The 19,029-nt window shown below is 67.9% G+C and carries 20 protein-coding genes and 1 tRNA gene; 10 read left to right on the forward strand and 11 right to left on the reverse strand.

Annotated features, from left to right (window positions below; translation table 11 throughout):
• Nucleotides 1-13 precede the first annotated feature (13 nt).
• The 3 genes from HDA40_RS10675 to imuA' all read right to left on the reverse strand — a co-directional run bounded on the left by HDA40_RS10675 (nt 14) and on the right by imuA' (nt 3,177).
• On the reverse strand, nt 14-1,135 hold the full coding sequence (locus HDA40_RS10675; RefSeq protein ID WP_253754511.1) for a TrbL/VirB6 family protein: 1,122 nt from the start codon (nt 1,133-1,135) through the stop codon (nt 14-16).
• Between the two features lie 11 nt (nt 1,136-1,146).
• Nucleotides 1,147-1,425 (reverse strand): pilin, encoded by a 279-nt coding sequence (locus tag HDA40_RS10680; RefSeq protein WP_253754513.1) that lies wholly within the window; start codon nt 1,423-1,425, stop codon nt 1,147-1,149.
• 885 nt (nt 1,426-2,310) lie between these two features.
• Nucleotides 2,311-3,177, reverse strand: coding sequence for a DnaE2-dependent mutagenesis accessory factor ImuA' (gene imuA', locus HDA40_RS10685; RefSeq protein ID WP_253754515.1), 867 nt, complete (start codon nt 3,175-3,177; stop codon nt 2,311-2,313).
• Between the two features lie 408 nt (nt 3,178-3,585).
• Here imuA' and HDA40_RS10690 point away from each other — a divergent pair, with 408 nt between their 5' ends.
• A complete protein-coding gene (locus HDA40_RS10690; protein ID WP_253754518.1) occupies nt 3,586-4,323 on the forward strand; it encodes a hypothetical protein in 738 nt (245 codons plus the stop codon).
• Between the two features lie 69 nt (nt 4,324-4,392).
• Here HDA40_RS10690 and HDA40_RS10695 read toward each other — a convergent pair whose 3' ends face one another.
• The 3 genes from HDA40_RS10695 to HDA40_RS10705 form a co-directional block, all read right to left on the reverse strand.
• A complete protein-coding gene (locus HDA40_RS10695) occupies nt 4,393-4,893 on the reverse strand; it encodes a hypothetical protein (RefSeq protein WP_253754520.1) in 501 nt (166 codons plus the stop codon).
• A gap of 353 nt (nt 4,894-5,246) precedes the next feature.
• Nucleotides 5,247-5,501: a hypothetical protein gene (locus tag HDA40_RS10700; RefSeq protein WP_253754522.1), complete on the reverse strand. Its 255-nt coding sequence runs from the start codon at nt 5,499-5,501 to the stop codon at nt 5,247-5,249.
• Nucleotides 5,502-5,615: 114 nt separating this feature from the next.
• A complete protein-coding gene (locus HDA40_RS10705; protein ID WP_253754524.1) occupies nt 5,616-6,338 on the reverse strand; it encodes an SOS response-associated peptidase in 723 nt (240 codons plus the stop codon).
• Between the two features lie 432 nt (nt 6,339-6,770).
• Between HDA40_RS10705 and HDA40_RS10710 the strand changes: the two genes are divergently transcribed.
• The gene (locus HDA40_RS10710) at nt 6,771-7,022 is read left to right on the forward strand and encodes a hypothetical protein (RefSeq protein WP_253754526.1); all 252 of its coding nucleotides are present in this window, start codon (nt 6,771-6,773) and stop codon (nt 7,020-7,022) included.
• Nucleotides 7,023-7,125: 103 nt separating this feature from the next.
• On the opposite strand, the gene HDA40_RS10715 is transcribed toward HDA40_RS10710, so the two are convergent.
• Entirely contained in the window at nt 7,126-8,220 is a 1,095-nt protein-coding gene (locus tag HDA40_RS10715; protein ID WP_372502853.1) for a M24 family metallopeptidase, read from the reverse strand.
• Between the two features lie 404 nt (nt 8,221-8,624).
• Here HDA40_RS10715 and HDA40_RS10720 point away from each other — a divergent pair, with 404 nt between their 5' ends.
• From HDA40_RS10720 to HDA40_RS10750, 7 genes are all read left to right on the forward strand, one after another.
• Nucleotides 8,625-9,251: a hypothetical protein gene (locus HDA40_RS10720; protein ID WP_253754530.1), complete on the forward strand. Its 627-nt coding sequence runs from the start codon at nt 8,625-8,627 to the stop codon at nt 9,249-9,251.
• Nucleotides 9,248-10,150 (forward strand): TRM11 family SAM-dependent methyltransferase, encoded by a 903-nt coding sequence (locus tag HDA40_RS10725; RefSeq protein WP_253754532.1) that lies wholly within the window; start codon nt 9,248-9,250, stop codon nt 10,148-10,150. The genes HDA40_RS10720 and HDA40_RS10725 overlap by 4 nt, the downstream gene beginning before the upstream one ends.
• Before the next feature lie 61 nt (nt 10,151-10,211).
• Entirely contained in the window at nt 10,212-10,727 is a 516-nt protein-coding gene (locus tag HDA40_RS10730) for a DNA cytosine methyltransferase (protein ID WP_253754534.1), read from the forward strand.
• An 82-nt stretch (nt 10,728-10,809) separates the two neighbouring features.
• Nucleotides 10,810-11,559: a hypothetical protein gene (locus HDA40_RS10735; protein ID WP_253754536.1), complete on the forward strand. Its 750-nt coding sequence runs from the start codon at nt 10,810-10,812 to the stop codon at nt 11,557-11,559.
• Nucleotides 11,560-11,587: 28 nt separating this feature from the next.
• A complete protein-coding gene (locus HDA40_RS10740; RefSeq protein WP_308197686.1) occupies nt 11,588-12,535 on the forward strand; it encodes a DNA-methyltransferase in 948 nt (315 codons plus the stop codon).
• Nucleotides 12,536-12,636: 101 nt separating this feature from the next.
• A complete protein-coding gene (locus HDA40_RS10745) occupies nt 12,637-13,158 on the forward strand; it encodes a hypothetical protein (RefSeq protein ID WP_253754540.1) in 522 nt (173 codons plus the stop codon).
• Nucleotides 13,158-14,234 carry a tyrosine-type recombinase/integrase gene (locus tag HDA40_RS10750; protein WP_253754542.1) on the forward strand — a complete coding sequence of 359 codons (1,077 nt, stop codon included), beginning with the start codon at nt 13,158-13,160 and terminating at the stop codon, nt 14,232-14,234. The genes HDA40_RS10745 and HDA40_RS10750 overlap by 1 nt, the downstream gene beginning before the upstream one ends.
• A 68-nt stretch (nt 14,235-14,302) precedes the next feature.
• Here HDA40_RS10750 and HDA40_RS10755 read toward each other — a convergent pair whose 3' ends face one another.
• The 3 genes from HDA40_RS10755 to HDA40_RS10765 all read right to left on the reverse strand — a co-directional run bounded on the left by HDA40_RS10755 (nt 14,303) and on the right by HDA40_RS10765 (nt 17,384).
• Nucleotides 14,303-15,394: a tyrosine-type recombinase/integrase gene (locus HDA40_RS10755; RefSeq protein ID WP_253754544.1), complete on the reverse strand. Its 1,092-nt coding sequence runs from the start codon at nt 15,392-15,394 to the stop codon at nt 14,303-14,305.
• Nucleotides 15,395-15,989: 595 nt separating this feature from the next.
• Nucleotides 15,990-16,076, reverse strand: a tRNA-Leu gene (locus HDA40_RS10760).
• 243 nt (nt 16,077-16,319) lie between these two features.
• A complete protein-coding gene (locus HDA40_RS10765; protein ID WP_253754546.1) occupies nt 16,320-17,384 on the reverse strand; it encodes an oxidoreductase in 1,065 nt (354 codons plus the stop codon).
• A 61-nt stretch (nt 17,385-17,445) separates the two neighbouring features.
• On the opposite strand from HDA40_RS10765, the gene HDA40_RS10770 reads away from it, so the two are divergent.
• Entirely contained in the window at nt 17,446-17,787 is a 342-nt protein-coding gene (locus HDA40_RS10770; RefSeq protein ID WP_253754548.1) for a MerR family transcriptional regulator, read from the forward strand.
• 209 nt (nt 17,788-17,996) lie between these two features.
• Here the strand turns inward: HDA40_RS10770 and HDA40_RS10775 are convergent, their stop codons facing one another.
• Nucleotides 17,997-18,779: a hypothetical protein gene (locus tag HDA40_RS10775; protein WP_253754550.1), complete on the reverse strand. Its 783-nt coding sequence runs from the start codon at nt 18,777-18,779 to the stop codon at nt 17,997-17,999.
• Nucleotides 18,780-19,029: the final 250 nt, after the last annotated feature.

The following is a 19,029-nucleotide window of genomic DNA, read 5'->3' on the forward strand; positions in this document are numbered from 1 at the left end:
ACAGTGCTCCGTTTCAGAGGTCTCGTGGGGGTGGCGGCAGCAATGCCTTCTGCCGGGCGGTCACCCGGTCACGGCCGTTGCCTTCGGTGAAAGGCGGCCGGGCGCCACCGGCCGGTGTGCCGCTGCCGGTGTTGCGGGCGCCGCCGGTGATCGTGCCGGCGGCGGTGTCGGCGACCTTGTCCGTGCGGCGGCGCGTGCCGCCCACGCGGCGGGTGAAGCCTTTGGTCATCCGATGCAGCACCAGGACCTTCGCGACCTGGCTGAAGAAGCTGCCCTTCGGCGTGCCGCTGGAGGAGATGTATCGCGAGACCAGGGTGGGGATCTTCGCGGTGAACAGCATCACCGCCAGGACCGCGAACAAGGTGATCGGCCGGCTCGACGCGTCATCGGGTTTGATTCCGGCGGGCAGACCGGCGGCGGGGTCGAGCAGGATCCACATGCCGGTCGAGAAGGTGGTGGCCTGCGCGGCGGGGATCGCCATGCAGCCGATCACGGTTCGCCACCACAGCCTCGCTGCGCCCTCCAACTGCGGGAGGCTGTAGCAGGCCATCGCAAGGGGTGACAGGCCGACCAGGACGATCAGCAGCGCGTAGCGGATGATCCAGGTCAGCACCAGCCACGCGGCGAGGATCACCACCAGGACGGTGATGATCGTGCCGAGAAGGCCGACCTTGATCGGGTCGTCGAATTCGCCGGTCGGGTCGGCGCCGAGGCTGAGCGCGAGCAGCGACTTCAGCCGCTCGAACGAGGTGGCCTCGTCCGGCATCGGGGTGGTCAAGGCTTGGATGAACGCGTCGGCGAACCGCAGTAGCAGATCGCACATCGGGATCGACCAGTTCGCGCCGACCCAGCCCACCACGAGCCGCGGCAGCAGGTCTTTGACCTGGTACTGGATCTGGGCCGAGTTGTAGGTCATGCCGATCACGCCCGCGGCGACGATGATCAGCGGGAAGACGATGTTGACGATGGTGCGGGCTCGGCCGGCCAAGGCCTGGGTGGGCTGCAGGCCGGTGACGTTGGGGATGCTGAACGCATATTTGTCCAGGACGCCGCTGATCCACAGCAGGGTGTGCATCGCCGCGGAGGCGAGCCAACTGGTGAGGCCGTCGAGCATGGAAGTGACGAATCCGCCCATGATCGCCCGCCCTAGGGCAGCAGTCCGATGAGGATCTGCATCACGATCGGGGCGAGCGCGGCCAGGGCGTAGCCCTTGAGCGCGTTTTTGAACGCGTCCTTGGCCTTTTCCACCTCGGCTGGATCGCCGCCGGCGGTGACATGCCGCAGACCGGCGATGACCAGGAACAGGGTGGCGACGGCGGCGATGATGCCGACCACCCAGCCGCGGGCGTTTTCGATGATGGCTGACAGCGCTTTGGTTCCCGCGTCGGGATCCGCCGCGGACAGCAGAAGGTTGAGGGTGTGCACGGCCGGCTCCTTTCACCCCCGTGCGGGGGGTGATCAGGTCACGGCCGTGGCGGCGGGCTCGGCAACACCATGTGCCGGTGAGGGCGCTCTCCTTCGCTACGCGAAATGGATGAGGTGTCAGCGCATCCAAGAACTCCAGCTCTGCCGACACTGGCGGGCATCGGCTCGCCGCCACGGGCGCCAACGCCGGCCGGTTGCCGGTCCATGATGTTCGCGCACTCTCTAATGGCATCGTTGTCATCGGCAGCGAACGGTCTGTCAGCCTGACACTGGCCCTCTGTCAGCCTGACGCACAGCAGCGGACGCGATCTGAGCTCGGGTGGCCTGCGCAAACAGGTGTGGAAGATCGAGAACTCGCCCCAGGGCCGCGCACAGCCCAGCGATCCGGTGATGGGCCTGTGTCAGCGGGCTCGGGGCCGATCCGGGACCGCGACGCACGCACGACATCGAAGGCGTGCTGGCTGTGTCGCGATCGCCAACGGACCGTAGTCCTCTAACATCGCCAGCGCGGCGGCTCCTGGCACGAGCTCCTGTGCGGCCTGCGACAGGTGGCCTGACTCAAGATCGGGACGGGCATCCCGGCCCGCTGTCCACGCCCCCGGCTCGGTGCTGGGAGCGGGATCTGAATCGGACCGCGCCGGTGTCTGATGCCGGTACCTATTGGGGTTCCGGGGTCACCATCAGGTAGGCGATCGGGGTACAGCAGGCACCGCAGAAGTACATATATACCGGCCGCTGGCCGATTCCAAGGTCAGATATCGGTCGCGGTGGCCGGCATGCTGTTCCCGGTCGGCGAGCCGGTTCAGATGAGCGATCAGGACCTTCGTGCCGAACACGTCCTGGCCGGACTCATGAGCTCCCGCTCATGAGTCCGGCCAGGCGTGATCACATCGCCACCGTATCGCCGTCGCCCGGCAGGCTGGGCACCGCGCGCAGAGTGCGCCCGGTCGTGGCGCGTGGTGCCGGCGTGCGGCCGCTCCACCGCTCCCAGCGGTCCTGCGCACCCAGCGGCAGGGAGATGGTGCACCGGCGCGGACGCATCGCGCTACCCCGGCCACGCGCCACATAGTCCGCTTCCATCCACCGCAGCCGGCCATGACCCATCCCGAGACCGTGCCAGCGGGCCGTGGCGCGTTCGATCATCAGGTCGGCGCCGGGCCAGCCAGGTCCGAACGGCACGATCACCGCACCCCGCTGCCGTGCCCGTGCCGCCAGAGTGCGGGCTTGCGTGTCAGCGATCCCGCCCGCCGGTGTCGGCGCGACGACGATCTGCGTCCCATCGATCATGATCCCCATGACCTCGGCCCATTTCGCGCCCGGGTGGGGTACGAGGATGACTCTTTCCAGGACGATGCCCGCCTCATCGGCGGCGGCGATGCTCAGCTGAGGAAAACCGACGAAACTGATCCACGCCCCGTTCTTACTGGCCTCACCGAGAAGCGCCAGCAACGCCAGCGCCGAGCTGTGCACGGCGACCACCGCGCCGCGGCGCAGACCCGCCCACGGCAACAGGTCCCGCAGTTGGCCGGCGACCGGCAGCTCCGGCTCTGGCCGCAACTCGTCGAGCTGCCCGGCTCGGCCGAGACCCCGGGCCATCTGCGCGGTGTTCGCACGTTCACCGGCCTGCTCGCGCACGACCGACAACGCACGCGCGACATCGGCCGCGCTAATGATCCGCGCACCTTTCCCGGGTGCAGGCACCGCCGCCGATGACGTCATCGCCCGCTCCCTTCGCTCGCCGACCACCCACACGCTTCAAGCGTACGTATGTTCGAAGATAGCAAGGGCCGGGCTTGCGACGTCAAGCTTCGCCCGATCGTGACGGCCCGCGACAGTCGTCACTGCCGCGGCAGGTGTTCATACCGGACTCCGACGGGCGTTGTCGTGTCCAGCCATGCACGCCGACCAAGACGGGCACGGACCACGCCGGGACGTGCTCCGACGATCGTGCCCGGTGTCAGGCTGACACTCGGCGCGAGCGGGGGGCGGCAGATGTGCCTGGTACCTGTCAGCAAGCTGGCCGGCCCGGCCGAGTCCGGCTGACAGCCGCATATCGGCGCACGTCAGACACCCCCCAGTCATCGAGGGCCGTGTGCGTCAATGATTGTCAGCGCAGCCAGGTGCCATGGGGTTCGAACCGAAACCCTATGGAGGTCGATCATGAGTAGTGAGATCTGGCCGGCGTCGGCTCTCGAAGCTGCCGAGCGAACGTTCCGTGCCTTGGTGAGCCGCCCGTCGCCGCTGGCGTTGGATTGCCGCGGCCTGCATCCGCAGTTGCCGAGCCGGCACCTGCCGCTGGACGAACTACGCAAACGGTTGCTCGACCGTGCCGTCGCACCGCAGGCCCGGGACGCCGCGTGGTCGCTGCTCGTGGGCCATGCACAAACCGGGGGCCCGGCCTGGGTGATCGGAGCCGTCGCCATGGCCCGGCCCGCGCTGGTCGCCATCGCTCAAGGGCTGGCGCGAGGCTTCAGCGGCGACTCCGCTGACATCGACTCAGCCGTGCTGGAAGGATTTCTGACCGCGCTGCGCTGCGCCGATCCGGCGACCGATCGCCTGCCGATGCCGCTGCTGCGGGCAGCACGCCGAGCCGGTATCCGTGCCCGGCATTGGGAGGCGGAACATCAACGCATCAGCCGGCCCCTGGACGCGGGCGCGGTGATGCCGCCGCCACCCTACGGGCACGAGGATCTGATCCTCGGCCGGGCGGTGGCCACCGGAGTCCTGACCCGGGAGCAGGCTGAGCTGATCTCGGTCACCCGGCTGGACAAGGTGCCGTCACAGATCGCTGCCCGGCAGCGTGGCCTGAGCCTGGACATGTTGCGCATGCGCCGCCTGCGAGCCGAGACCAAGCTGGTGCGGGCGATCCAGGACGGTCGTCTGACCACACGGGCGTGAACGGCCGGGCCGACCACCGGCTGCTTCGGCATGCGACGTAGCGGGTGATGGTTTGTACCGCCGACGGAGTCAGGCCCGGCGGAGCCTGCGGGGGCGTTGGCTCGCGCTGGTGCCGCTGAACGCCGACGCGGGCATCGCGGACCGATCCCGCCACAGCCAGGCAGTGACGAGACAGGCGGCCACCGTGACCCATGTCCACCACGACCACAACGCGGCGTACAGGGTCCGGGCGGCGCCGGTGAACACGGTTACCGGCTGGTCGCAGCGCAACTCCCCGAAGAACTCGACCGTCCGGCCGGCCTCAGCGTTGTCGACCCGCCACGCCTGCGCGCTGTTGCGGCAGGTGGTGTCAGTGCCGCTGTGGATCAGAACGCGCTCGCCGTGGCCCTGGTATCCCGTGCCGGTAGCCAAGTCGACGCCGACGGCGCCTTGGACGACGATCATCGTTAGCCGCACGAGCGCGAACGTCAGGCCGAGCATCGCGAATCGCGTCCACCACCGGCGGCGCGTGATCGGATAGTGCGAACCGACGGCGCCGACAACCGCCCGCCAGGGCGCGTGCTCAGCCACGGGGATGTGACCTTTCCCTGAGTCCACATCGCAGGGTGCCCTGCGCGACCGACGCATTGTCCGCCTCGCCGGGCAGCCCGTGTGGGGCGGGTGCCGACAATCGCTCCGCGTGGCTGCGGCCATTGGATACCGCCTGGACAGCGTGCCGCTCCACGGCAGGCCGCCCAGGGTGCGCTGCCAGAGGTGGCGATGGTCCGCGCGAGCCGGCTTCCGGTGATCGCAGAGCCCGACGTTGCCGCAGGCGTGCCCGCTCATCGGCGCAGCGGCCGGGTCGCCTGTACTCGGTTGGAGACCGTTCGCAGCTACCCGCACCTCGGCCCGCAGGTCGTCGGTGATGCCACGAGACGCGCCGGTCAGGGCATTCGTGTGCTGGGTGTGCCAGGGCCGGTGATGCCTGGCCTCGGGTTGGCCGACGGATGCATGCTCGGGTCGAGGATCAGGCGAACTTCACGGGGGACTTCTTCCAGGCGATCGAGCAGGCCCTTGCGTTTCAGGAACTCCTCGGCGTCGTCGAAGTGGCGGAATTCGCGTTCGACGTAGCCGTGGTGCTGCACCCGCAGCAGCGACTCCGGGCGTGCTGGTGGCCGGTGGAGGATGATCGCCTCCACCTCCCACTGCTGACAGCATGTGCATCGCAGCATGCAGTCGTCCGGCACAGGACTATCTTGCCCACGTTTGCACTGCTCAGCAAGGGTGCGTGGGGTGAGAGACGACGATGCCGGTCACACCAGTTGCTCGATGGGTTCGATCAGCTGCGGCCCGTTGTTACGGGCGTTGTTGACGGCGGTGGGCACCTTGAAGATGTTGAGCGCGCCCTCGCCCGGCGGCGCCATCAGCGCCTGTGCGGTGTCGGCGTCGGTCATGGCCGGGTCGAGCCACGCCGACCAGTTCGACGGCCGGATGATCATCGGCATCCGGTCGTGGATGAGCCCGACGTCGTCGGTCGCTTCAGTGGTGATGATCGTGTACGTCATGATGTGCTCGTCGGGATTGCGGGGGTCCTTGGCCCAGCGCATCAGCCCTGCCAGCGCCAGAACCTCACCGTCCTTGGGCGTGAAATAGTACGGCTGTTTGTACGACTTACCGGACTCATCCTGTTCCTCCCACCATTCGAAGAACCCGTCCATCGGAACCAGGATCCGGCTCTCGCGCAGCGGTTTGGCGAAGCTGCGTTTCTCCGCCAGCCCCTCGACGCGGGCGTTGGCGAAACCGCGCTGCTCGGGCTTGAGGAACCCAGGCCGTAGCCCCCACAACGCCAGCCGGACCTGACGGATCGCATCCGCCGACCGATCCCCCGGCGGCGCGGCCGTCAGCACGATCGGCGCCCGCTTCTGCGGCGTGACGTTGTAGTCGGGCACATCCTTGACCTCGACGTACTCCTCGGCGACCTGAAAATCGAGAGCGATCTGCGTCTTGGTCCGGGCATTGGCGTAACGGCCACACATAGATCACAGCCTGCCACGCCGGCCGCCCGCCTGCACGGACCCGACCCGAGCCGCCACACAGGCGGGCGCGACCGTGCACACCGTGCCGCTCGCGTCGTAGCCCCGCAGGTTGATGCGGGGCTACGAGGAGTTCGGGACTGTCGGACCCGCCCCTAGGATCGGCGCGTGGCCGGACACTCCCCGACCGAATCCAGCCCCGATGACGGCCTGTGCTGCGGCGCGAACGCCGGCACGTCCTTCGGCCCCAACAGGGCGCACCCCGCAACCTGTGGTGCACCAAAGGCTGCCGGCACAGTCCGTTCTACTGGAACAAGGACAACGACGCGGAGCTTCGGCCGCTCGGCGAACGCTGACCATCGAAATCCATCGCTCACCGCAGTACACGCCAGTCCCACACAGGATCGAACTCACGTTCGAGTACCATGTGCGGTCGTGGGACGGCAGCCTTCTCGGCACGACGTGGCAGCGGCACGGCGGGCGTACACGGCGGCGGTCGGACGAGTGCAGCGCGCCATGACCGGTTACCACGCTGCTGGGATCCCGCTGAGCACCGATCTCGCACTGATGGCTATGCCGTGGTCGCGTGAGCAGATCGGCGCCGTCGTGGAGTTACGGGACGCGTGGATCGAGCTGACTCACCCCCGTCGAGGCTACGAGCGGATACTGCGCGAGGACGCCGGTTGAACACGATTCCTCATCTGGGTGTTCCTGCCTCGCTGGGGTGCCCCGCGGACGCGGGCTCCAGGCCGCCGGCGGTGTGCGCCGCGCCTTTGCCGGAGCGTGCGTGTTAGAGGATCTGCAGGTCGTGGGTGACGGCGTTGACGGGCAGTCCACCCGTCGTCGTGCAGATGACGATGTCTTCGATGCGGGCGCCGTGCCGGCCGGGTAGGTAGATGCCCGGTTCGATGGAAAACGCCATGCCAGGTTCGATGACGAGGTCAGACCCGGCCATGATGTACGGCGGCTCGTGCACGTCAAGGCCAATGCCGTGCCCGGTGCGGTGGACGAAGTTCGGGCCGTAGCCCGCGGCGGAGATGATGTCGCAGCCGACGGCGTCCAAGTCACCGGCGGTGATCCCCGGCCGGACCGCGTTCACCTGCGCGGTCTGTGCCGCGTGGAGAACCGCGAAGTAGGCGGCGTGATCGGCGGGTGGCTCACCGATGCTGTAGGTGCGGGTGCAGTCGGAGCGGTAGCCGTCGGGCATCGTGCCGCTGATGTCGACCACGATCGGCTCGCCTGCGCTGATGACCCGGTCTGATGCCTCGTGGTGCGGGCTGGCGCTGTTGGGGCCGGAGCCGATGATGACGAAATCGGCGCGGGTGTGACCGGCCGACGCGATGGCATCGGCGACATCGCGGGCGACCTCACGTTCGGTGCGCCCAGCACGCAGCCACAGACCCATCTGCCGGTGCACGGAGTCGATCGCCGCGCCCGCTGCCCGCAAAGCGTCAACTTCGCGGCTGGTCTTACGCATCCGCAGCTCGGTCATCACAGGCCCGGCGGCGATAAGGCGAACGTCGGCCAGTAGCCGGGCGAAGGTCAGCACCCGGTCAGCCCACATATGGTCGTCCACGGCGATCCGCGCCAGCCCGGACGGCAACCGGCGGCAGATGACGTCGAACGGATCGGCTGTCTCCTTCCAGACGACCAATTCGACATCCGGGGCGAGGGCAATACCGGCCCGCGCCGCCGGCTCCTCCAGCTCAGGCACGACCAGGAACGGCTCAGCCCCGACCGGGATGACCAAGCAGGTCAACCGCTCCAGCGGCAGGGCGTCGTAGCCGGTCAGATAGCGAAGATCAGCACCGGGCGAGATCAGCAACGCGTCGATCCCACGGTTGGCCGCAGCCGCCTGTGCTCGCAAAATCTGCTCCACCGTCATCGCCTCCATTGACGTCAGCGCGCCGATTCTCCTGACCGCCCGCACAAACTGCCATCGTCACAGCATCCGCGGTGTGCGGGCCGCACCGCGGCAACGCCTGACAGCGCCCGGTGGTTGGGTGAAAACCGCCCCATACCTCGGATCGGCGCCCGCGGACACTCGCCTCGTCGCGGCGCCACCGCCGTGGTGGAGCGCTTCGGCCGATGCAGCAAGTTCGCCACTCGCCGACAATGCGGCAAAGCGGGAAAGGCACAGGTCAACGGCCGTTCGATGTCGCCTCGCTGCCCGTGCTGACAACCCAGCAGAGTCGATTGTCAGCGGGAGTATCCGTTCGCTGGCGCTGACAGAAATGCCATTAGAGAACGTCAGCGCGTTCAAGGCCAGCCCGCGAGGGCCACACCATTATGACCACACCCTTGCCCCTCGGTGGCGACTTCGACGTCACCGCCGGCGATCCGCCCGTGCCCCTGGCCACATGGCGCACGCCCCGCGACCCCGCCGCGGGACCGCACCAGGTTCCCGCGGCCCTGGCCGCCCGCCTGTGCGCGGCCTACAGCCGCCCCGGCGAGCCGATCGTCGACGCGATCGGCGAACCGGCCGTAGCAGCCGCCGCGGCCGCCTACGGCCGCCACCACATCCCCGCCACCATCTACGACCTTGCCCACCTCCTCGCAGTCGCACAGCCGATCACCGCACTGGTGCTGCTGCGCTGGCCACCCGCCAACCCCACGCCCGCCACCGCGACCGTCGACCGGGTGACCAGCGGCGCGGCGCTGCTGCTGCGCCCCGGCGGCTGCCTCGCGGTGCTCGCCGACCCGCAAGCCGGCCCGGCCAACCTCGCCACGATCATCGGCGCCGCCACCGCCACCGGGGTGCGTTACCTGCAGCACGTCATCGCCATCGACGCCGACATCATCGGCGACCACCTCCAGACCGACACCGCTGAGGTCGTTGCACCGGCCCGTCACGCCCGCGCACACCGCGACGTGCTCGTGTTCGTCCGCGACGGCGACAGCCGGGGTATGCGATGAGCGTCCCCACCCCGCAACTGCCACTGTCGGTGTGGCTGACCGCCCAGAAGACATCACGCTGGCAGCGCCACGGCCGCTACCTGCCCGCCTCCGTACGCCACCCCGCCCGGATGCTGCCCGCCATCGCCGCCCATGCCATCGCCGCCTACACCCAGCCAGGCGAACTCGTCCTCGATCCGATGTGCGGCATCGGCACCACCCTCGTCGAAGCCACACACCTAGGCCGCGACGCCATCGGCGTCGAATACGAACCCGCCTGGGCCGAGCTAGCCACCCGCAACATCGCTCACGCCGCCGGCCAGGGAGCCACCGGCACAGCTGTCGTCCACACCGGCGACGCCACCACCCTCACCAGCCTCGTCCCCCCCGCCGCAGTCGGGAAGGTGGCGCTGGTGCTGACCTCCCCACCCTATGGGCCGGCCACCCACGGGCAGGTGCGGCCCGAACACGGACACGGCATCGCCAAAACCCATCACGCCTACGGCGACCCCCACGACCGGGTCAACCTCGCCCACGCCGGCCGTGACCTCATCGACGGGTTCACCCAGATCCTGTCCGAATGCGCCACGGTGCTGCGGCCCGGCGGGATCGTCGCGGTCACCGCCCGCCCGTTCCGCCGCAACGGCACCCTCATCGACCTTCCCTCCCAGGTCCTGCAAGCCGGCATCGCCGCCGGCCTGCAACCGGTGGAACGCTGCGTCGCGCTGCTGGCAGCCGTTCGTAGCGGCCGTCTGATCAGCCGGGCCAGCTTCTTCCAAACCCACCTCGTGCGCAAAGCCCGCGCAGCCGGCACCCCGATGCAGCTGCTGGTGCACGAAGACGTCATCGTCCTAAGTGCCTTGACCAGCAACAATGCGGCCGACAGCGCGGCGGTGCCGCAACTGCGGGGCCGCCGATGACCGCCCGACGTTCGCCGCGGACCGCGTACCGCGGTCGTGCTTCTGGCGACAGGCGGGGAGCGTGAATGCCGCAACCCCGCCACGCCATCGGCTCACCATCGGCAGCCTGTGCACCGGATACGGCGGTCTCGACCTCGCGGTCGAGCAGGTCCTCGACGCCCGGCTCGTCTGGTACGCCGACAACGACCCCGCCGCCAGCCGGGTCCTCACCCACCGATACCCCGACCTGCCCAACCTCGGCGACATCACCGGAGTCGACTGGACGAAGGTCACGCCGGTCGACGTCATCACCGCAGGATTTCCCTGCCAGGACATCTCCAACGCCGGACGCCGCGCCGGCATCACCGGCAGCCGCTCCAGCCTGTGGAACGCCGTCGCCCACGCCATTCGCACGCTACAACCGGCGCTCGCGTACGTGGAAAACGTGGCCGCGCTCCGCAGCCGCGGACTCGACACCGTCATCGGTGACCTGGCCACGATCGGGTACGACACACGCTGGCTATGCCTACGCGCATCCGACATCGGCGCGCCCCACCACCGCGACCGCCTGTTCCTGCTGGCCCACCTCCGACAGTGACCCAGCCACCCCACTCATACCCACCCCGTGTGCCCGCGACGGCAAAGGCGTCGGCCACCAGACCGCCAGCCTGCCCAACCTCGTGCACACCACACCCAACCTGGACCACCTCCCACCGGCACCCGGGGCCGGAGACAGCCCCGGCACCAGCCAGCACGACATCACCATCCCGATCGGGCCCCAGGGCCGATCCCAGCCGCTGTTGCCGACACCACGCGCCAGCGACACCGGCACCGGCGGCCGCGCCGCCGGACCCGGGTTCCGGCCGCCACTCTCCCAAGTCCTCATACCCCTAACTGCGCAAACCTTGCTACCCACACCCAAGGCCACCGACGGCACGAAAGGCTCACCGGCACAACGCGGCTCCGCCGGCGACCTGACCCTGCCCTCCGCAGCCGTGCAACTGCTGCCCACCCCGACCGCCGCCCGATACGGCCGCAACAAATCCACCTCAGCCGGCGCCGCCATCCGACCAGGGCTGGACTCGATCAGCCACCTCGTCCCCACCCCCACCGACAACCCCGAACACACAGACCCCACATCCGCTCTTGCGACCTGGGGCCTCTACAGCACGGCGATCCTGCGCTGGGAAACAATCCTCGACCAGCCCGCGCCCGCCCCAACCGAACCCGGGCGTTCCGGCTCACCAGTGCTCGCACCGCCGTTCGTGCAATGGCTCATGGGCCTGCCCGCAGGCTGGGTCACCGACCCCCAGATCGGCCTGGCCCGCACCGCCGCACTGCGGGTCCTCGGCAACGGCGTCGTACCACACCAAGCCGCCATGGCACTGCGGCTGCTGCTGTGCCTACACCGCTGGCCGGCCCGGCCATGACCAGCCTCGATACCTACCTCTGTCACCAGTGCGACCGGGTCACTCTGTACCTCGGCGACGCGCGGCAGGTCCTCGCGGCGATGCCTGCCGCCAGCGTCGACTGCATGGTCACCTCACCGCCCTACTGGGCGCTGCGCGACTACGGCACGGCACCTGGACCGGCGGTGACTCCACCTGTCCACACACCACCCCACCGGCCTGCACCCAATGCGCCGCCCGCTGGCACGACCCACAGCAGGGCCTCGAACCCACCCACGACACCTACCTCGTCCGGCTCCTGTCGGTGTTCGACGAGATCGCCCGCGTCCTCACACCGCAGGGAACGGTCTGGCTCAACCTCGCCGACGCCTATACCTCCCGCCGCCGGCAGCTACTCACCACCGCTACACCCGCCGGCAAACAGCCGCTCGGCGTGCCGTGGCGGGCAGCGCTGCGGCTGCAAGAACGCGGATGGATCCTGCGCAACGCCATCGTCTGGGCCAAACCCAACCCCATGCCCTCATCGGTCAAAGACCGGTTCACCACCACCTACGAACACCTCTTCCTGCTCACCCGGGCGGCAAAGTACTGGTTCGACCTCGACTCGATCCGCGTACCGCTCACCCGCCCAGAGGCTCTCGACGGCACCCGCGTCATCGGCGGCTCGCATAAGGGCCGCACGGGCGGCATCGACGCGACCACCCGTACCCGCGGCGCCAGTGTCTACGGCGCCAGCAAGCACGACCACCCGCACCTTCACGCGGCTGCGACCGCCGCCAACCTGCGTCCCACCGGAACCCGGCATAACGCCAGCCACCCACTCGGGCGCAACCCCGGCGACGTGTGGACCTTGCCAACCCGTCCCTACCACGGCGCACACGTCGCCCCGTTCCCCATCGACCTGCCGCTGCGGGCCATCGCCGCCGGCTGCCCACCAGCTGGAGTCGTCTGCGACCCCTACTCCGGCACCGCCACCACCGGCCTGGCCGCCGCGTAACTCGGCCGCACCTACATCGGCATCGACATCCACCCCGACCACCACCGCCAAGCCCTGCAACGGCTCGGCCTCCCACCCGGCAATCCCCCGAGGAGGACACCATGACAACACCATGGACACCTAGCGGTGAAGTCTCCGTGGATGCAACCGAACCGACGTTGGAACCTGTGCCTGGCCTTCCGTTGGATGCGCTGATGTCGTCGCCGACTGATGAATTGTCGCGGCCTCGGCTTAGCGAGATCACGGCAACGTTGCCGATTGCGGACGTAGCTCCGCGAGCTGACGACAACCCCATCTGGATGTCTACGGCGACGGTCGATAACGATGGCCGGATCGCTGTGCGTTCCGCGCTGCGAGTGCTCGGCTGGCCCATTGGCCCCGTCACTTTGACGGCAAATCCTCGAGCTGGATCCCTGCTTGTGACTGCTGGCGGCCGGCACGTCGTCACTGCAAAGGCGATGTTGCGGCTACCGGTGGCGATGCGGCGCGCCTGCGACCTTGCCGCGGGCGCGCACGTGCTCCTGATCGTCTCACCGGACTGCGATGGTCTTCTACTCTTCACGTCCTACGCGGTTCGCCGGCGGATATGCGGCGCCAATGTGCAAGATGACGGCGGCACCTGATGGCGAACAGCAGCGGAAGGGCGCCCTCTGATCTCGAAGCGATACAAGCCCTTCTAGAACGCCTGAATCTCCGCCCCGAGCAGCTTCTGTCGAAGCGGGCAACGCCCACAATGCCGACCTTCGCCGAGTACGTGGACCGTGTCTCTGCTGCCGTGCCGGCAAGCACCCTGCGGGTCTACGGAACATATTGGCGCAAGCTCAAGGCAGCATGGGGCCACAGGACTATCGACGAGCCATCTCCCACCGAAGTCAAGCAGTTCGTCCTCGACATCAAGGGTCAGGTCGTTGTGCGCCGCAACGCCCGGGGAGGACGGACGGCCATGGAACACATGGTCGCGGCCTTCCGGTGCCTATACAGCTTCGCCATCGAGGATGGCTACATCGTCATGGGCGACAACCCGGCGGCAACCGTCGAAAAGCCGCGGCGTCTGCCTAGCAACAGATATGCGCTCACGCCGGTTCAGCTCGGCGAGATCAATCGAACAGCGGCCCACTCGGGCGACGACCCACACTTGGACAGCCTCCTGCTCCGGCTGCACGAGGAGACCGCCTGCCGACGCGGTGGCGCCCTGGCGCTGCGTCCAGTCGATCTGAACCGGCAACTCTGCTTGATCAGATTGCGAGAGAAAGGCGAAACGGAACGGGATCAACCTGTGTCGCCCACGCTCATGGCGGCTCTTCTTCGCCATGTCGAACAGCGCGGAGACGGCGATGAACAGGGTCAGGTTCTGCGTACACGCAAGGGCACACCCATCACGCGCCGGCGATACGACTATCTCTGGAGCCGGCTCGGTAAGGAGGTCCCTTGGGTGCGGGCGCTGGGCGTCAGCTCCCACTGGTTGAGAACAACTACGTTGACCTGGGTCGAGCGCAACTTCGGCTACGCGGTGGCACGGGCGTACGCCGGACACAATGACCGTCGCAGCAACGCCGGTACCACCACCACCTATGTTCGTGCCGACATCTATGAAGTCGCCGCCGCGCTCTCGGCCATCACGAAGGAGCGTCATCCGCTCCTGGAGGCCAACGCGCCCGATCCATGGTTATGGCGATCGTCGAGACCCGAAACGACGTGATCGATCTACAGCCGATCGACGCTGGTTGACACGCACGTGCGGCGGCCGCGAGGCCGCCGCACGTCGCTCTACGCTGCTGCGGGGCGCTGATCCCCTCCCCGATGCCGATCAAGCAGCCGACGATCAGCCAGTGGATGATCTTCACCCGTGAGGACCGACAGGGCTACGGCGACCTCCTCCAGCGTCGCTTTCACGTACACGATTGTGCTGCCGACGCTCGATCGATCGCTGCTTGTGCGCCGATCGTGGCCCCCATACCGGCGGGCGATGGCGTAACCGAAGTTGCGCTCCACCCACTGCAGGATCGTATGGCGGATCCAGTGCGCGCTGACATTCTCGCGAAGCACCCAAGGAAGGTGCTTGCCGAGTCGCACGAACAAACCATCCCACCGGCGGTGAGTGATCGCCGTTCCGTCCTTGTACCGCAGTAAACGCCCGTTCATGGGCGCGTGCCGTGTTGCCGCATGATGCACCAGTCCGTCCATCAGCGACCTGGAGACCGGCTGCCATCGATCAGACTTGCCCTTCTCCCGCAACAGAACGAGACCCTGCTCGGCGTCCAGATCCATTGGCCGCAACGCAAGAGCGCCACCACGCCGGCATGCGGTCTCGCTGTGCAGTCGGATGATCAGGACGTCCAGTTCGGGGTCATCGCCGGTCGAGCCGGCGAACTCGCCCAATGCCGTGAGTCGCTCGTGCACCAACGGGCGCCGCAGAGACGCGGGGCGATCAGGCTTGCGAAGCGCCGATGAAGGGTCACGCCTCTCATCGATGTGACCCGCGGCGCGAGCGAGGCTGTACAGCCTGCGTACCGCTCCGACGAAATTCTCGACTGTCCCGTCTCCCCCGCGGTCGGTCCGCCGCACCGTGCGGTTGGCCTTAAGCCACTCGCCCAGCTGAATGAACTCCATGGTCGACGGCTCGTTCAGCCTTCGATTCGGCCACCTTTCCACCAGCCGTTTCCAATAGGTGTCGTACGCCTTGAGCGATCCCGCACTGGTCGCCGCCCTCGCCTCGGGGACGAACTCGGCGAAGGTAGGCACTGGCTTCAGATCGATTGAATCGGCCATGTGACCTGTCTGAAGGTCCTCCAGACTGACGTTCAGCCGCTCCAAAAGCAGGAGAGCCGCGGCGATGTCCGAAGCGCTAGGTGTAGTCACGAGACATCACCGGGCTTGGTCGTTCTGCAGGAGGTGATCATGGCATCGAGCGCGGTCGCGGAGTAGATGATTAGCTCGCCGGTGGTGGTGTCGGCGACGAGAAGGGCCGACGCTCCGACGGTCAGTCCGCTTCTCCGGCGTAGGGCGATCGGTAGTCGGAGCCGCATCCCGGCGCATAGTCTGAGGCGTCCCGTGAGGCTGGCCGCTACGACAATGCCAAGGTCGCGGGGCGATGCCAACAGTGGGGTTTCGGCTGGCCAGCCCAGCGCGGCGGCCGCTGTCCGGATTGCCAGGCGTCCGTCTCGGTCACAGTGCGCGAGGTCGTAGCGAGCCACGCTCGTTCGAGTGCGAATCAGCTGGACCATCGCAGGTGCTGTTCCCGCCACACGCTCGGGCTGTTCACAGCTCCGTGAGCTGGTCTCGCTGCGGGCATTGCCCAGCGGTAGACGCGGCGGCGCAAGCAAGGGAGTTGGACGGCTCATGGGAGCCATCCGATAGTGGCTTTCGCTCCGCAAATGCGGTGCCAGACACTGGTCTTGCGTGTCCGAGTACGCTCGGACACGCGGTTCTTAAAACCGGCGTGCATCCCGTTTGTTGGTGTCCGAGGGGGGACTTGAACCCCCACGCCCTATACGGGCACTAGCACCTCAAGCTAGCGCGTCTGCCATTCCGCCACCCGGACAGGTGGTCCGACTTCGCCCGCACCGTAGGCACCAGGCCCTTGGTGTCCGGCTTAGCCGCACGAGCCACAACTCTACACGGCCCTCCATGATCATGCACAGGGGGTATCCCTTGGCGCGTCGAGACTGCTCAGCGGCGCTCGTGGGGTTGAATCCTCGGGCTGTGGTGCCGGCGGAGGAAACCGGCTCATCGCCCTGGGCGAGACTCGATCGACGCACGAGTCTCCGCTCGACCTTCACGGAAGTCAGAAGTAAGTGTCCTCATCCGTTTTGCGATAGTCGTTGATCTCGCCGAGGCGTCCCGCCGCGGCCAGTGTGGCCCAAGCTGGGTTGCCGAGCAGGATGCGTCCGAGCGCGACGAGGTCGAACTCGCCAGCTTCATGGCGGGCGATCAGTTCGTTCTGGCGGCCGGAGTTGAGGAAGTCGCGGGTCAGTCCGATCGAGCCGACGGTGATCGCGGGCAGGCCCGTGAGGTGCTTGGCCCAGCCGGCAAGGTTGCGCGGTGAGCCGGGGAAGACGGGGTCGGCGAAGCGGCGCTGTGAGGCGTGCAGGACGTCTGCGCCGGCTGCTGTGAAGGCTTCGAGGATCATTCCCAGCTCGGCGGGCGACTCGGCGATCCGAGCCGTGTAGTCGCGTTCTTTGAACTGGGAGAACCGCACGATGAGTGGCATATGCGACGGGATAGCGGCGCGGACGGCGGCGACCACCGCGGCCGGGAATGCGGCGCGGGCGGCGGGTGATCCGCCGAAGCGGTCGGTGCGGCGGTTGGTGTGCGGCCAGAGGAACTCGTCCAGCAGGTAGCCGTGGGCGGCGTGGATCTCCACGGCGTCGAAGCCGGCTCGGACTGCCACCGTGGCCGCGTCGGCGTACGCGGAAAGCAGGCTGTCGATGTCCGAGAGGGTGATGGCGTGGCTGTCTGCAGGGACGCCCGACGGGGTCCACGCGGCGACGCCGTCTACGGGTTCGCGTGCGCTGCCGAGGTGCCACAGTTGCGCGGCGATCCGGCCTCCGACGGCGTGCACGGCGCCGGTGACCTGCCGCCAGCCGTGCTCTGCCGAGCCTGCGGTCATCCGAGGCACGGTCGTCTCGTGGCCGGCGCTGGGATGGTCGACAAGCACCCCTTCGGTGATGATCAAACCGATGCCGTTCTCAGCACGGCGCCGGTAATAGGCCGCGACCTCGGGGGTCGGCACGCCGTTGGGTGCGCGGAATCGGGTCATCGGCGCCATCGCCAGGCGGCTGCTCAGCGGGAGTCCGGCCAGTGTCGTCGGCTGAAGCAGGGGGCCCAGCAGATTCGTCATCGTCTCCATGGCCGGTACGCTAAAACCTGACATTGACGTCAGGGGCAAGTGTTGTGACGGGAGCGACAGGATGCGTATCGGCGACCTGGCCGCCGCGACCGGGGCGAGCGCCCGATCGTTGCGCTACTACGAGGAGCAGGGGTTGCTGTCCAGCGAACGTAGCCCGAGTGGGCAGCGGCATTATCCCGACCATGCGGTCGAGCGGGTGGCACTGATTCAGTCGTTGCTGGGGGCTGGGCTGTCCAGCGCCACAATTTATGACGTGCTGCCGTGCATCACGGAGCAGGCGATCAGGACGCCGTGGCTGGCCAAGCGGCTGCGTACCGAGCTGGACCGGGTCGACGGGCAGCTCAGCTCCCTGCAGCGCACTCGCGACATCCTGGCCGGCCTGGTCGACCGCTACGCCGTCTAGACGCGCGTTGACCCGCTACGCCGTCCGAGAAACGCACCAACCAAGTAAGTCGTCGTTGTAGGGACTGGCCAGAGCTGTACGAGAGATGAGAGTCACTGCCGCGCGCCGTCGCGATCAGTCGCGGGATGAGGCGGAACGGGGCCCGCACGCGATCTTCCGTCCGCGTGGAGCCCCGTTCCGGTCTCGTCGGGAGCCGGATCTGTGAGCCGTCAGCTCGCGGGGGCCACCGCGAAGCCGACCGAGTTGATTCCACCGTCTGCCTCGCTGGGGAACCACAGGGCCAGGCCGCTGTACTGGTCGGTTCCGGTCGGCGTCGCGGCCAGTGGGTCGTCGATCTGGGCCACGTAGCTGGTGTCGCCGTAGTCGCTGAGGTAGACGCTGAGCACGGAGGCTGGGACCTCCTGCTGCGGCCGCTGCGTGTCGCCGCCGACCGGCGTCGGGACCTCGGCCGCGCCCCAGTTGTGGCCGACCTGGTAGACGCGAGAGTTGTCAGCTGGTACGCGTACCGCTGCGAAGCCGGCGTCGCCGTAGTAGGTCGACAGCGCGTGGACCTCGGTGATCTGCGACGCCGCACCGGTGAAGGAGAGGATGTGGACCATGCCGTCGAAGGCGTAGTCGAGATCTCCGGAGACCTGGCAGTCAGTGACCGTCGAGGTGGCGTACGCGCTGAAGACGGCCGCGATGCCGGGATAGTCGTTGGCAGTGCCCACTTCGGTCCAGGTCAGGCCGCAGCCGGTCACGCCGGAGACGACCTGGGTTCCGTTGCCGCTGCTGGGACCGTCGGCGGAGAACATCGCGACGAGCAACTCGTTGGGCGACTGGGTGGAGAACTGATCGCTGGTCAGCACGTCGGCGGCGTCCTCGTGGATGGTGACGAGGTCGACGTCTACGACGGGCGCGGCAGTGGCCAACGCTGGTGCGGCGGGCAGGGCTGTCATGGCCGCGACGGCGACGCAGATGAGGGCCGCTCGGCGGGTGAAACGAAAACTCATTGAGATACTTAACAATATCTCCGCGTAGCGGTCAACCAACGCCCGCCGACATTCACGAAACGAGCAGTCCGCCGAACTGTTGATCATGGACTTTGCCCCTTCGACACGCCGTCGAGACAACGGTTAACTCCATGATCAACGGGGCGGGGTGAGGACAGGTGTTCGAGGAGGGTGAGCGACGCCACACCCCGAAAATGTGCCACGTTGGCGGGGAAATAGGAGGCCGAGAGTCCGCGCAGGTCACGGGCTG

Origin of the sequence: Hamadaea flava, from assembly GCF_024172085.1 — a bacterium.
Taxonomy (GTDB): domain Bacteria; phylum Actinomycetota; class Actinomycetes; order Mycobacteriales; family Micromonosporaceae; genus Hamadaea; species Hamadaea flava.